Raw genomic sequence first — 12,537 nt, 5'->3', positions numbered from 1 at the left:
GGGCGTCGGTGACGGACGTCATGGAAGCCGCGACAGTTGTCAGCGCGGCCCGTGACCCGCGTTGCCGGGGGAGGGCGGCCCGCCCATGCTCGGGGTGCGGCGGACGGCCGGAGCGGGGGAGCCCCGCGGCCGGCGGCGCCGAAGTGCCGACACAGCAGCGACGCGGAAGGCGGTCTCAAAGGTGCGGTTCGATGATCTGGACGAGTGGGGAGCGGAGGAGCGGCCGCACGTCTCGGTGGTCGGCGCGGGCATCGGCGGCCTGGCCCTGGCCGGCGCGCTGTCCTCCCTGGGCGTTCCGTACACCGTGTACGAGCAGACGCGGCGGCTCGCCGAGGTGGGCGCGGGCGTCCAGCTCTCGCCGAACGCGGTCCGGCCGCTGCTGCGGCTCGGCCTCGGCCCGGTCCTGCGCGAGCGGGCGGTGGCGATCGACGCCATGGAGGTACGGGGGTGGAGCGGGCGTCCGATCGCCCGGACGCCGCTGGGCGCGGAGTGCGAGCGGATGTTCGGCGCCCCGTACTACGCGGTGCACCGCGCCCACCTCCACGACGCGCTGCTGTCGCTGGTCGACCCCGGCGCCCTCAAGCTCGGCGAGCGGCTGAGCGAGGCCCGGGAGACGGGGCCCGAGGGCGTCCGGCTGGGCTTCGAGGACGGGACGGTCCGCGGGGCGGACCTGGTGGTCGGCGCCGACGGCATCCACTCCACGGTCCGCGAGGCCTTCCGGCGCGACGAGCCGGAGTTCGCCGGGCTCGGCATCTACCGGGGCCTGGTGCCGGTGGACGCCCTCCCCGACACGGCCCGCGAGCCCCTGGTGCGCCTCTGGCTCGGCCCGGGCGGGCACTTCGTCTGCTACCCGGTCGCGGCGGGGGAGTACCTGAGCTTCGCGGCGACCGTGCCGATGTCGGACTCGCCCGGCGAGTCCTGGTCGGCCCCGGGGGACCCGGAGGCGCTGCGCGCGGTCTTCGGCGGCTGGACGGGTCTGGTCGCGGACGTCGTGGCGGCCGTCGAGTCGACGCACCAGTGGGCGCTGCACGACCGTCCGCCGCTGGACGTGTGGTCCTCGCGGCGGCTCACGCTGCTCGGCGACGCGGCCCACCCGATGCTGCCGTTCATGGCGCAGGGCGCCAACCAGGCGGTCGAGGACGCGATGGACCTGGCCGCGTGTCTGGCGGACCCGGCGGCGGCGACGACCGCGGCCCGGCTCGACCGCTACCAGGGGCTGCGGATCCCGCGCACGGCCGAGATCCAGCGCGGCTCGCGCGGCAACGCCGGCATCCTGCACCTGCCCGACGGGCCGGCGCAGCGCCGCCGTGACGCCCGCATGGCGGTCCACGCGGCGCTGCGGGACCGGGCGATGCTGTACGCCCACGAGACGGGCCGGAGCGTGGTGCCGAGCCCGGCCTGACGGCCCGGGGGCGTGGGCCCGCCCCGACCTGACGCATTGGCCTAGACCTATTGTGCGGCTCTTTCCGTGACGGTACGTTCGTCCCCGGCTGCGCAGCCGGACGTACCGCAACGCAACGCACCACATCGCATCGTCACGCATTCCGCCGGGGCATCCCGGCGATTTCAGGAGGACATGCCATGTACCGCCGCCGCACGGCCGCCGCACTCGCCACCGCCGTCACCGCCGGAGCGCTCGCGCTCGGCACCGCCGGAGCCGCCCAGGCCAACCCCGGCCCCGGCTGGTACCCGCGCAGCCACCACGCCTCGTACGCCGACTGCCAGGCCACGGGCCAGGCCGGGTACCAGATCTGGGGCCCGATCTTCTTCTGCGAGCCCCTCAGCTCCACCCGCCCGGACGTGATCGTCCTCTGGGTCAGAGCCTGACGAAGACGGCAGCGGCCGCCCGGGGAGACCCCCGGGGCGGCCGCTGCGCCCTTAAGCGGGAACGGTTCAGCACTCGATGATGTTCACCGCGAGACCGCCCCGCGCGGTCTCCTTGTACTTGACGCTCATGTCGGCGCCCGTCTCCTTCATGGTCTTGATGACCTTGTCGAGGGAGACCAGGTGGCTGCCGTCGCCGCGCATCGACATCTTCGCCGCCGTGACGGCCTTGACCGCCGCCATGCCGTTCCGCTCGATGCACGGGATCTGCACCAGGCCGCCGACCGGGTCGCAGGTCAGGCCCAGGTTGTGCTCCATGCCGATCTCGGCCGCGTTCTCCACCTGCTCCGGCGAGCCGCCGAGGACCTCGGCGAGCGCGCCCGCCGCCATCGAGCAGGCCGAGCCGACCTCGCCCTGGCAGCCGACCTCGGCGCCGGAGATCGAGGCGTTCTCCTTGAAGAGCATGCCGACCGCGCCCGCCGCCAGCATGAAGCGGACGATGCCGTCGTCGTCGGCGCCGGGCACGAAGTTCGTGTAGTAGTGCAGGACGGCGGGGATGATGCCCGCGGCGCCGTTCGTCGGGGCGGTGACCACCCGGCCGCCCGCCGCGTTCTCCTCGTTCACGGCCATCGCGTAGAGGGTGATCCACTCCATGGCGTGCATGTTCGGGTCGCCCTCGGAGCGCAGCTTGCGGGCCAGGTTCGCGGCGCGCCGGCGGACCTTCAGGCCGCCGGGCAGGATGCCCTCGCGGGACATGCCGCGCGAGACGCAGGACTGCATGACCCGCCAGATCTCCAGGAGGCCCGCGCGGATCTCGTCCTCGGTGCGCCAGGCCTTCTCGTTCTCCAGCATCATCGCGGAGATCGACAGGCCGGTCTCCTTCGCGAGGCGGAGCAGCTCGTCGCCGGTGCGGAAGGGGTACTTCAGGACGGTGTCGTCGGGGACGATCGGGTTCTCACCGGCCACCGCGTCCTCGTCGACGACGAAGCCGCCGCCGACCGAGTAGTACGTCTTCTCCAGGACGAGGCCGCCCTCCGCGTCGTACGCGAAGACGGTCATGCCGTTGGCGTGGTACGGGAGCGCCTTGCGCCGGTGCAGGATCAGGTCGGCGTCGAAGTCGAAGGGGATCTCGTGCGCGCCGAGCAGGTTGATCCGGCCGCTCGCCTTGATCCGCTCGAACTCGTCGTCGGCGGTCTCCACGTTCACCGTGCGCGGAGAGTTGCCCTCCAGGCCGAGGAGGACCGCCTTCGGGGTGCCGTGGCCGTGGCCGGTCGCGCCGAGCGAGCCGTACAGCTCCGCTCGTATCGTCGCCGTGTGGGCGAGCAGGCCCTCGTTCTTCAGCCGGCGGGCGAACATCCGGGCAGCCCTCATGGGGCCCACCGTGTGGGAGCTCGACGGACCGATGCCGATCGAGAACAGGTCGAAGACCGAGATGGCCACGGGAGGACTCCTTGTGGGGGCTGGACGCCGTTGTCTGCCGGGGTGGTGCAGAGGGGGCTGAGCAAGGGGCGGGGCACCGCGCTCACTGTCCAGTGTGCGCGGTGCCCCGGAGCTTTCGTACGAACGACCGCAGACGGGCCGCAGAACAAAAGGGTACGAAATTTACTTCAGGCCGGGGTACAGCGGGTGCTTGTCCGCCAGCGCGGTCACCCGGGCCTTGAGGGCGGCGGCCTTGTCCGCGTCGAAGCCCGGCTTCAGGGTCTCCGCGATGACGTCGGCGACCTCGGCGAAGTCCTCGGCCTGGAAGCCGCGGGTCGCGAGGGCCGGCGTGCCGATGCGCAGACCGGAGGTGACCATCGGCGGGCGCGGGTCGTTCGGAACGGCGTTCCGGTTGACCGTGATGCCGACCTCGTGGAGACGGTCCTCGGCCTGCTGGCCGTCCAGCTCGGAGTCGCGCAGGTCCACCAGGACCAGGTGCACGTCGGTGCCGCCGGACAGGACGGAGACGCCGTGGGCGGTGACGTCGTCCTGGACCAGGCGCTCGGCGAGGGCGCGGGCGCCGTCGAGGGTGCGCTGCTGGCGCTCCTTGAACTCCTCCGAGGCCGCGACCTTGAAGGAGACGGCCTTGGCCGCGATCACGTGCTCCAGCGGGCCGCCCTGGAAACCGGGGAAGACCGAGGAGTTCAGCTTCTTCGCGAACTCCTTCTTCGCGAGGATGATGCCGCCGCGCGGGCCGCCGAGCGTCTTGTGCGTGGTGGAGGTCACCACGTCCGCGTACGCGACCGGGTTCGGGTGCAGACCGGCGGCGACCAGGCCCGCGAAGTGGGCCATGTCGACCCACAGGTAGGCCTCGACCTCGTCGGCGATCCGGCGGAACTCGGCGAAGTCCAGCTGACGCGGGTAGGCGGACCAGCCCGCGATGATCACCTTCGGGCGGTGCTCCTTGGCGAGGCGCTCGACCTCGGCCATGTCGACCAGACCGGCCTCGTCCACGTGGTACGCGACCACGTTGAACTGCTTGCCGGAGAAGTTCAGGCGCATGCCGTGGGTGAGGTGGCCGCCGTGCGCCAGGTCCAGGCCGAGGATCGTGTCGCCGGGCTGGGCGATCGCGAAGAGGGCGGCCTGGTTCGCGGAGGCGCCGGAGTGCGGCTGCACGTTGGCGTACTCGGCGCCGAACAGGTCCTTGATCCGGTCGATCGCGATCTGCTCGGCCACGTCGACGTGCTCGCAGCCGCCGTAGTAGCGGCGGCCCGGGTAGCCCTCGGCGTACTTGTTGGTGAGGACGGAGCCCTGGGCCTCCATGACCGCGACCGGAGCGAAGTTCTCCGAGGCGATCATCTCGAGGGTGGACTGCTGGCGGCGGAGCTCGGCGTCGACGGCGGCGGCGACGTCGGGGTCCAGCTCGTGGAGGGGAGTGTTCAGAAGCGACATGAATCGATCCCTAGGGGTCTCGGGCCCGGTCTCAGCCGGCGGAGAACTCGGTGTACTCGGCGGCGGTGAGCAGCTCCTCCGGCTCACCGGCGACGCGCACCTTGAACAGCCAGCCACCCTCGAACGGAGCCGTGTTCACCAGGGACGGGTCGTCCACCACGTCCTGGTTGGCGGCGACGACCTCGCCCGTGACGGGGGAGTAGAGGTCGCTCACGGACTTCGTCGACTCCAGCTCGCCGCAGGTCTCGCCCGCGGTGACGGTGTCGCCGACCTTCGGCAGGTCGGCGTAGACGACGTCACCGAGCGCGTTGGCCGCGAACTCCGTGATGCCGACCGTCGCGACGCCGTCCACGGCGTCCGACAGCCACTCGTGCTCCTTGGTGTAGCGCAGCTGCTGGGGGTTGCTCATGACCTGATTCTCCTGGATCGGGGGAGTGCTGATGAACGTGGGTCTTGCGAGGTGAGACGAGGAGTGAGACGACTGCGTCACTTCTGGCGCTTGTAGAACGGCAGCGCGACGACCTCGTACGGCTCGTGGGTGCCGCGGATGTCCACCCCGACACCCTGGGCGCCGGGCGTGGCGTGCGCCGCGTCCACGTACGCCATCGCGATCGGCTTTCCGAGCGTCGGGGACGGCGCGCCGGAGGTGACCTCGCCGATGACCTCGCCGTTCGCGACGACCGGCATGCCGGCGCGCGGGACCCGACGGCCCTCGGCGACCAGGCCGACGAGCTTGCGCGGGGGAGCGGTCTCGGCGCGCTCGGCGGCCTTCTCCAGGGCCTCGCGGCCGACGAAGCGGCCCTCGTTGGTCGTCTTCTCGAACTTCACGACCCGGCCGAGACCGGCGTCGAAGGGGGTGAGGGCCGTGGTCAGCTCGTGGCCGTACAGCGGCATGCCCGCCTCCAGGCGGAGCGTGTCGCGGCAGGACAGGCCGCAGGGGATCAGGCCGACGCCCTCGCCCGCCTCGGTCAGCGCCTTCCACACGCCCTCGGCGTGCTCGGGCTTCAGGAACAGCTCGAAGCCGTCCTCGCCGGTGTAGCCGGTGCGGGCGATCAGCGCCGGCACGCCCGCGACGGTGCCGGGCAGGCCGGCGTAGTACTTCAGGCCGTCCAGGTCGGCGTCGGTGAGCGACTTCAGGATGCCGGGGGACTCCGGGCCCTGCACGGCGATCAGCGCGTACGCGTCACGGTCGTCGCGGACCTCGGCGTCGAAGCCGGCCGCGCGCTCGGTCAGGGCGTCGAGGACGACCTGGGCGTTGGAGGCGTTGGCGACGACCATGTACTCGGTCTCGCCCAGGCGGTAGACGATCAGGTCGTCGAGGATGCCGCCGTCCTCCCGGCAGATCATCGTGTAGCGGGCGCGGCCGTTGCCCACGGTGGAGATGTTGCCGACCAGCGCGAAGTCCAGGAGCTCCACGGCCTGCGGGCCGGTGACCGTGATCTCGCCCATGTGCGAGAGGTCGAAGAGCCCGGCCTTCGTGCGGACGGCGTTGTGCTCGTCGCGCTCGCTGCCGTACCGGAGCGGCATGTCCCAGCCGGCGAAGTCGGTCATGGTCGCGCCCAGCGAACGATGCAGGGCATCGAGGGCGGTCAGACGGGGGGCAGTGCTCATGGGGTGGCTCCCGGGTCCCAAGGGCGTGATCGGTGACGAAAACACATGACGGGCGAGGACGTCCTCCCCATCTGTCATGGAACCTGAGAGGTTCACCGAGGGCATCCTCGGCTTGCACCTTGGGTGGGGACACGGCAGGGTGTCCCGCTTTTCAGATCTGCCTCATCCACGCGGTACGGGGCCTGAGAGATTCAAGGGAGGGTCTTGCTCCTTCGGCGCCCGGACGCGCTCGGCGGTCCGGAACTCTCCCGCGCGGATTCGAGCGGCCGGTATGCGATTGTGCGGCGACTGTGCGCGCCTGGCGCGGACATCATTGCACGCGGTGTCGGCGGGGCAAATCGCTTGTGTCGCATTACCGATTCTTTACACTTCGTGGGCAAGGGTCTCCTCAGGTCTCCTGAGACCCGACAGGGGGAGAGACATGAGGTTCCAGCACACCGGCGCATACGCGACGAGTACCGGCATACCGACACAGCGGGCCCGCGCCAGGAGCCGCAGGGGCCGCCTCCTGCGGGACCTGCGCGAGCGCGGCGGCCGCGGCCCCCGCGCCCTCACCTTCGCCGCCGGCGACCTCGTGGTGGTCTCCGGGCTGCCCGGCAGCGGCAAGTCCACCCTGATGAAGCGCGCCGCCGAGGGCGCCGGCATCGACTCCCAGGACGCCCGCGAGCGCTGGGAGGCCCGCATGCCCCGCCTCCTCCCCTACGCCGTCTACCGCCCCCTCGTCCGGATCGCGCACTTCGCCGGGCTGCGCCGCCTCCTGCGCTCCGGCGCGAGCGTGATCGTCCACGACTGCGGCACCCAGTCGTGGGTGCGCGGCTGGCTCGCCCGCGAGGCGCGGCGGCGCGGCCGCGCCCTGCACCTGGTCCTCCTCGACGTCACCCCGGACACCGCGCGGGCCGGCCAGCACGCCCGGGGCCGGGGCGTCTCCGCGTACGCCTTCGCCCGGCACCGGCGGGCCGTCGGCAGGCTCCTGCGGGCCGCCGAGTCCGGCAGCCTGCCGCACGGCTGCGCCTCGGTGACCCTCCTCGACCGGGACGCCGCCGACGCCCTCCACCGGATCGGCTTCCGCGCGGCGGCCTGAGACGGGCGGGCCGGGGCGGCCGGGGCTCGGGGGCGTCCCGGACCGTCCCGGGACGCCCGTACCCTTCCCTTTTGGCCACGACGGCACCGGGGCGGCGTTAGGGTGCTGCCCGGCGGCCGGTGAGGGCAGGCCGTGCGAGAAGGGGAAACGCGACCGTGGACGTGACGTGGCCGGGCAACGAGCTCGAAGAGGTCCTTGCCGCCTCACTCGGCAACCCCGAGGCCGGCGGCCGGCTGGTCGAGGTGCTGGGCCGCAGCCAGGTCTGGGTGCCCCTGCCCAACGGCGGCGGCCCCGACAGCCCCGGCCTCGACCTCGCCACCATGGAGATCGAGGGCGCGGCCTACGTCCCCGTCTTCAGCTCCGAGCAGCAGTTCCTCGCCTGCGTCGGCAGCCACATGTCCTTCACCGTCGCCCCCGCCCGTGACTTCGCCCGAGGCCTGCCCCCGCAGCTCGGCATCGCCGTGAACCCCGGCGGCGCCGTCGGCGTCCCGCTGCCCCCGCCCGCCGTCGCCGAGCTGTGCCGCGCCGGCCGCACCCCGCTCGACGGCCCCGCCGGCGGCGGCCGGGTCCGGCTCTTCGAGCCCGACTGGCAGGACGACCCCGTCGACTTCCTCGCCGCCGCCTCCGCCGAGTTCGAGGCCACCGGGGTCGTCGCCACCGCGCGCCGCGCCCTCGCCAGCGTCGAGGGCACCGAACCGGCCCTGTTCGTCGGCGTCCAGCTCCTCGGCTGGGACGGCGTCGACCGGAACGCCCCCCTGGACGCCCTCGGCCGCGCCCTCGGCCGGGTCGAGGTGGCCTGGCCGGTCAACCTCATCCTGCTCGACATGGCGCAGGACCCGGTCGGCGACTGGATGCTGGAGCGGGTGCGCCCCTTCTACCAGCGCGCCGCCGTGTGAGCGGCCCCCTGTTTAAGCTGAACTGACTGGATCGCTGGACAGACGTACGTGGTGGACGGAAGAGGGGCGGGACCCAGGGTGAGCGCGTCAGGCACCGCTGCGGCCGGAACGGTCGAGCACATGCTGCGCCAGGTGGCACCCGGACGCTACGACGCGTACGAGCAGTTGCTGGGCGCCCTCGCCGACGGCGAGCTCTGGATGCTGCTCTGGCAGGGCGCCCCCGGCTCGCCCGACGCCCAGTACGGGAACATGGAGGTCGACGGCTTCGGGTACGCGCCCTGCGTCACCTCCGCCCAGGAGCTCGCCGCCTCCGGCTGGAACCGCGCCCACGAGCTCGTCACCGGCCGTGACATCGCCCGCGCGCTCTACCCCGACCGCTGGGGCGTCTGGCTCAACCCGCACGCCCCCGGCGGCGGCGTCGGCATCCCGTGGGCCGATCTGCGCCGGATCGCCACCGGTCTCGACCGGATGCCCGCCGGGCCGCTGCGCGTCACCGAGCCCGCCCTGGAGATCCCGCAGTTCTACGCCCTGCTCACGCAGAACGCGCACCGCACGCCGGCCGTCCGGTCGCTGCGCCGCGGCTGGGTGCAGCCGGCGCTCGGCTCCCCGTACCTCGCCATCGGTCTCGACCTGTACGACACGTCCCCGGCGGCCGTCGACACGGTCCGCTCGATGATGCGCCAGTCCATCGGCTCCGTCCCCGACGGGCTGCCCGTCTCGACGGTCGCCCTCTCCGACGCGTACGACCCGGTGGCCCTCTGGCTGCGGGCGAACGCGCGCCCGTTCTACGACCGCGAGGCGCACGGCGGAGGCGGTTCCGCCGCGGCACCGGGCTACGGATACCCACCCCGGACCCCGTCCGGATACTGAGACGTCCCTCGTGTCCCACTTGTCGGCAAAGGCCTCCGGAGTCCACTCCGGAGGCCTTCGTTCACCCCAATTCGACAGGTCGCGGCATGAGTTGAGCGACATGTCCGATTGCGGGGAAGAGGGCCCCGGTTGGTCCGCTCACGTGATCACGACGTCCGGATAACGGAAGTCGCAGCACCGCATCACGTTTGAGCAAACATTCCTCGTCAGGGCTGGCGGGTGATCGCGAGCACATTGAAGACTCCCCGGAACACCGGGCGTTCCGCTCCTTTCGAGCAGATGCCCAGCAGGTTGTTCCACCGAGCCGCTACCCGCGGCGGGCAAGGGCCGGCTACCGGCGGCCGAGAGGGGTCCTCACCACGATGACGGCACCACTGCACGAGACGAGTGCGGGCGAGGCGACCGCCACCGTCGACGGCGCGCCCGACGCTCCCGGCACTCCGGACACCGCCGGCAAGGCGATCGAGGGGCGTTCGCCCTGGAAGATCGCCTGGACCCGGCTCAAGCGCGACAAGCTGGCCCTCGCCGGCGCCTTCGTCGTCGTCTTCCTGATCCTCGTCGCGATCTTCGCGCCGGTCATCGTCGGCCTCCTCGGCCACCCGCCGGACGAGTTCCACGAGGACCAGATCGATCCGCTGTTCGGCACGCCCATCGGCTCCTGGGGCGGCGTCAGCTCCGACTTCCTCTTCGGAGTCGAGCCGGTCAACGGCCGCGACGTCTTCAGCCGGATCGTCTACGGCGCCCGGATCTCGCTGCTCGTCGCCTTCCTCGCGGCGGTCTTCGCGGTCTTCCTCGGCACCGTCCTCGGCATCATCGCGGGCTACTTCGGCGGCTGGATCGACGCGGCCCTCAGCCGCGTCATGGACGTCATGCTCGCCTTCCCGCAGCTGCTCTTCACGATCGCCCTGGTCTCGGTGCTGCCCAACGAGTTCCTCGGCCTGGACGGCTCGGGCGTGCGCATCGCCGCCCTCGTCCTCGTGATCGGCTTCTTCGGCTGGCCGTACGTCGGCCGCATCGTCCGAGGCCAGACCCTCTCGCTGCGCAACCGCGAGTACGTGGAGGCCGCCCAGAGCCTGGGCGCGGGCCGGTTCTACATCCTGCGCCGCGAACTGCTGCCCAACCTGATCGCCCCGATCATGGTCTACGCGACCCTCATGATCCCCACCAACATCCTCACCGAAGCGGCGCTCAGCTTCCTCGGCGCGGGTGTGAAGCCCCCCACCGCTTCCTGGGGCCAGATGCTGTCGACGGCCATCACCACCTACGAGTCGGACCCCCTCTTCATGGTGATCCCCGGCCTCGCGATCTTCATCACCGTCCTGGCGTTCAACCTCTTCGGCGACGGCGTGCGTGACGCGCTCGACCCGAAGGGCTCCCGCTGACCGTTCGCCGACGACACGCAAGACCCGCCCCTGCCGCAGGCGACAGGAGGCCCACCCCAATCGGCGGACCGCCGTGACGGCCGCCACTATCCCGGAGGTTGCTGGACCCATGCTGAAGAGCTCTCAGCGCAGAATCGCCGCGGGCGCCCTGCTTGCCGCGGCCACGATGGTCGTCACCACCGCCTGTGGCGGCGGCAGCGGCGACGGTGGCAGCAAGGGCAACGGGGCCGCCGCCGGCTTCAACGCCGGTGTGAACAAGGTCGCCAACGCCTCGGCCAAGAAGGGCGGCGAGCTGAAGTTCATCGGCTCGCAGGAGGCCGACTCGTGGGACCCGCAGCGCGGCTACTACGGCTTCGTGTGGGACTTCCAGCGCTACTACACGCGCCAGCTCGTCTCCTTCAAGTCCGAGCCGGGCGCCGCCTCCACCGAGCTGGTCCCGGACCTCGCCACGGACTCCGGCAAGGTCTCGGCCGACGGCCTCACCTACACGTTCACGCTGAAGGACGGCGTGAAGTGGGAGGACGGCAAGCCGATCACCTCCAAGGACATCAAGTACGGCATCGAGCGCATCTGGGCCCAGGACGTCATCTCCGGCGGTCCGATCTACCTCCAGCAGGTCCTCGACCCCAAGGGCGAGTACAAGGGCCCGTACAAGGACACGACCGCGGACAAGCTCGGCCTGAAGGCCATCGAGACCCCGGACGACAAGACCATCGTCTTCAAGCTGCCGGTCGCCAACGGTGACTTCCTGCAGATGCTGGCCATGCCCGCCGCCTCCCCGGTCCGCCAGGACAAGGACACCAAGGCCAAGTACGGCCTGAAGGTCTTCTCCTCCGGCCCGTACAAGTGGCAGTCGTACACGCCGAACAAGTCCATGAAGCTCGTCCGCAACGAGAGCTGGGACGCGAAGACGGACACGATCCGCAAGGCGCTCCCGGACACCATCAGCGTCACGTTCACCACGAACGCCGACGACATGGACAACCGTCTGGTCGAGGGCGAGTACGACCTCGACATCAACGCCACCGGTGTCGGTGCCGCCGCCCGCCAGAAGGTCCTGCAGCAGCACAAGGGCAACGTCGACAACCCGCAGACCGGCTTCATCCGCTACGCGGTCTTCCCGCAGACGGTCATCTCCAACATCGAGTGCCGCAAGGCGATCATCTACGCCGCCGACTCGAAGTCCCTCCAGACCGCCCGTGGCGGCCCGCAGGCCGGTGGCGACATCGCCTCCAACATGCTGCCGCCGGCGATCAAGGGTGCCGACCCGAAGGCCGACCCGTACGGCAAGCTCTCCGGCGCCCCCGACCTGGCCAAGGCCAAGGAGGCGCTGAAGAAGTGCGGTAAGCCGAACGGCTTCAAGACCACGATCGCGGTCCGCAACAACAAGAAGATCGAGATCGCGACCGCCGAGTCCCTCCAGCAGTCGCTGAAGGCCGTCGGCATCGACGCCCAGATCGACCAGTTCGACGGCGCCCAGACCTCGGGCATCATCGGTTCGCCGAAGGTGGTCAAGGAGAAGGGCTACGGCATCATCATCATGGGCTGGGGCGCCGACTTCCCGACCGGTCAGGGCTTCCTCCAGCCGCTGGTCGACGGCCGCTTCATCCTCCAGAGCGGTAACAACAACTTCTCCGAGCTGAACGACAAGGCCGTCAACGGCCTGTTCGACCAGGCGCTGAAGGAGACCGACCCGGTCAAGGCCGGCGAGCTCTACAAGCAGATCAACACGAAGGTGTCGGAGGCCGCGGTCTACCTGCCCTTCACCCACGAGAAGAACATCATCTGGCGCAGCTCCCGGCTGACCAACGTCTACACGGCGGACGCCTACAACGGCCGCTACGACTACGCGTCGCTCGGCGTCGTCAAGTAATCCGACCCGCTTCACCGGCGCACCACCCGCCGCCAGGTCCGAAGGGCAGGTGATGGCCGTCGGCGGCGGCCGGCCTGGATCATGAAGCCCTTGATGACCCGGTGGAAGACCGTTCCGTCGTAGAGCGGG

At 71.2% G+C, this 12,537-nt stretch carries 12 protein-coding genes and 2 riboswitches; of the genes, 7 read left to right on the top strand and 5 right to left on the bottom strand.

Annotated features, from left to right (window positions below; all coding sequences use genetic code 11):
- Positions 1–181: 181 nt before the first annotated feature.
- Together ABTY59_RS36390 and ABTY59_RS36385 are read left to right on the top strand one after the other, a co-directional pair.
- Positions 182–1,402 carry an FAD-dependent monooxygenase gene (locus tag ABTY59_RS36390; protein ID WP_352023431.1) on the top strand — a complete coding sequence of 407 codons (1,221 nt, stop codon included), beginning with the start codon at positions 182–184 and terminating at the stop codon, positions 1,400–1,402.
- Positions 1,403–1,581: 179 nt separating this feature from the next.
- Positions 1,582–1,827, top strand: a complete 246-nt coding sequence (locus ABTY59_RS36385) for a hypothetical protein (RefSeq protein WP_352023430.1) — start codon at positions 1,582–1,584, stop codon at positions 1,825–1,827.
- A 66-nt stretch (positions 1,828–1,893) separates the two neighbouring features.
- Here the strand turns inward: ABTY59_RS36385 and ABTY59_RS36380 are convergent, their stop codons facing one another.
- The 4 genes from ABTY59_RS36380 to gcvT form a co-directional block, all read right to left on the bottom strand.
- Positions 1,894–3,264 carry an L-serine ammonia-lyase gene (locus ABTY59_RS36380; protein WP_352023429.1) on the bottom strand — a complete coding sequence of 457 codons (1,371 nt, stop codon included), beginning with the start codon at positions 3,262–3,264 and terminating at the stop codon, positions 1,894–1,896.
- A 162-nt stretch (positions 3,265–3,426) separates the two neighbouring features.
- On the bottom strand, positions 3,427–4,695 hold the full coding sequence (glyA, locus tag ABTY59_RS36375; RefSeq protein ID WP_352023428.1) for a serine hydroxymethyltransferase: 1,269 nt from the start codon (positions 4,693–4,695) through the stop codon (positions 3,427–3,429).
- Positions 4,696–4,726: 31 nt separating this feature from the next.
- Positions 4,727–5,104 (bottom strand): glycine cleavage system protein GcvH, encoded by a 378-nt coding sequence (gene gcvH / locus ABTY59_RS36370; protein WP_352023427.1) that lies wholly within the window; start codon positions 5,102–5,104, stop codon positions 4,727–4,729.
- 77 nt (positions 5,105–5,181) lie between these two features.
- Positions 5,182–6,306, bottom strand: coding sequence for a glycine cleavage system aminomethyltransferase GcvT (gcvT, locus tag ABTY59_RS36365; RefSeq protein WP_352023426.1), 1,125 nt, complete (start codon positions 6,304–6,306; stop codon positions 5,182–5,184).
- Positions 6,307–6,367: 61 nt separating this feature from the next.
- Positions 6,368–6,466, bottom strand: a riboswitch (glycine riboswitch).
- A 1-nt stretch (position 6,467) separates the two neighbouring features.
- Positions 6,468–6,567, bottom strand: a riboswitch (glycine riboswitch).
- A 160-nt stretch (positions 6,568–6,727) separates the two neighbouring features.
- Here gcvT and ABTY59_RS36360 point away from each other — a divergent pair.
- From ABTY59_RS36360 to ABTY59_RS36340, 5 genes are all read left to right on the top strand, one after another.
- On the top strand, positions 6,728–7,387 hold the full coding sequence (locus tag ABTY59_RS36360) for an AAA family ATPase (RefSeq protein ID WP_352023425.1): 660 nt from the start codon (positions 6,728–6,730) through the stop codon (positions 7,385–7,387).
- A gap of 155 nt (positions 7,388–7,542) precedes the next feature.
- The gene (locus ABTY59_RS36355; protein WP_352023424.1) at positions 7,543–8,283 is read left to right on the top strand and encodes an enhanced serine sensitivity protein SseB; all 741 of its coding nucleotides are present in this window, start codon (positions 7,543–7,545) and stop codon (positions 8,281–8,283) included.
- 78 nt (positions 8,284–8,361) lie between these two features.
- Positions 8,362–9,153: an enhanced serine sensitivity protein SseB C-terminal domain-containing protein gene (locus tag ABTY59_RS36350; RefSeq protein ID WP_352023423.1), complete on the top strand. Its 792-nt coding sequence runs from the start codon at positions 8,362–8,364 to the stop codon at positions 9,151–9,153.
- Between the two features lie 362 nt (positions 9,154–9,515).
- Positions 9,516–10,535, top strand: coding sequence for an ABC transporter permease (locus ABTY59_RS36345; protein ID WP_352023422.1), 1,020 nt, complete (start codon positions 9,516–9,518; stop codon positions 10,533–10,535).
- A gap of 109 nt (positions 10,536–10,644) precedes the next feature.
- Entirely contained in the window at positions 10,645–12,408 is a 1,764-nt protein-coding gene (locus tag ABTY59_RS36340) for an ABC transporter substrate-binding protein (protein WP_352023421.1), read from the top strand.
- An 11-nt stretch (positions 12,409–12,419) separates the two neighbouring features.
- Here the strand turns inward: ABTY59_RS36340 and ABTY59_RS36335 are convergent.
- Positions 12,420–12,537, bottom strand: a 118-nt coding sequence (locus ABTY59_RS36335; protein WP_502995470.1) for a peptidylprolyl isomerase, incomplete at its 5' end; no start/stop codon positions are given.

Source organism: Streptomyces sp. NPDC096079 (genome assembly GCF_040303145.1).
GTDB lineage: Bacteria > Actinomycetota > Actinomycetes > Streptomycetales > Streptomycetaceae > Streptomyces.
Note: the sequence above shows the minus strand (reverse complement) of the source record. Positions and strands in the feature narration are given on the sequence as shown.

Bases quoted from the DNA above. Each gene is read 5' to 3' on its own strand.
- ABTY59_RS36385 (WP_352023430.1), top strand. From the start codon at position 1,582: ATGTACCGCCGCCGCACGGCCGCCGCACTCGCCACCGCCGTCACCGCC.
- glyA (WP_352023428.1), bottom strand. From the start codon at position 4,695: ATGTCGCTTCTGAACACTCCCCTCCACGAGCTGGACCCCGACGTCGCC.
- gcvH (WP_352023427.1), bottom strand. From the start codon at position 5,104: ATGAGCAACCCCCAGCAGCTGCGCTACACCAAGGAGCACGAGTGGCTG.
- gcvT (WP_352023426.1), bottom strand. From the start codon at position 6,306: ATGAGCACTGCCCCCCGTCTGACCGCCCTCGATGCCCTGCATCGTTCG.
- ABTY59_RS36360 (WP_352023425.1), top strand. From the start codon at position 6,728: ATGAGGTTCCAGCACACCGGCGCATACGCGACGAGTACCGGCATACCG.
- ABTY59_RS36345 (WP_352023422.1), top strand. From the start codon at position 9,516: ATGACGGCACCACTGCACGAGACGAGTGCGGGCGAGGCGACCGCCACC.
- ABTY59_RS36340 (WP_352023421.1), top strand. From the start codon at position 10,645: ATGCTGAAGAGCTCTCAGCGCAGAATCGCCGCGGGCGCCCTGCTTGCC.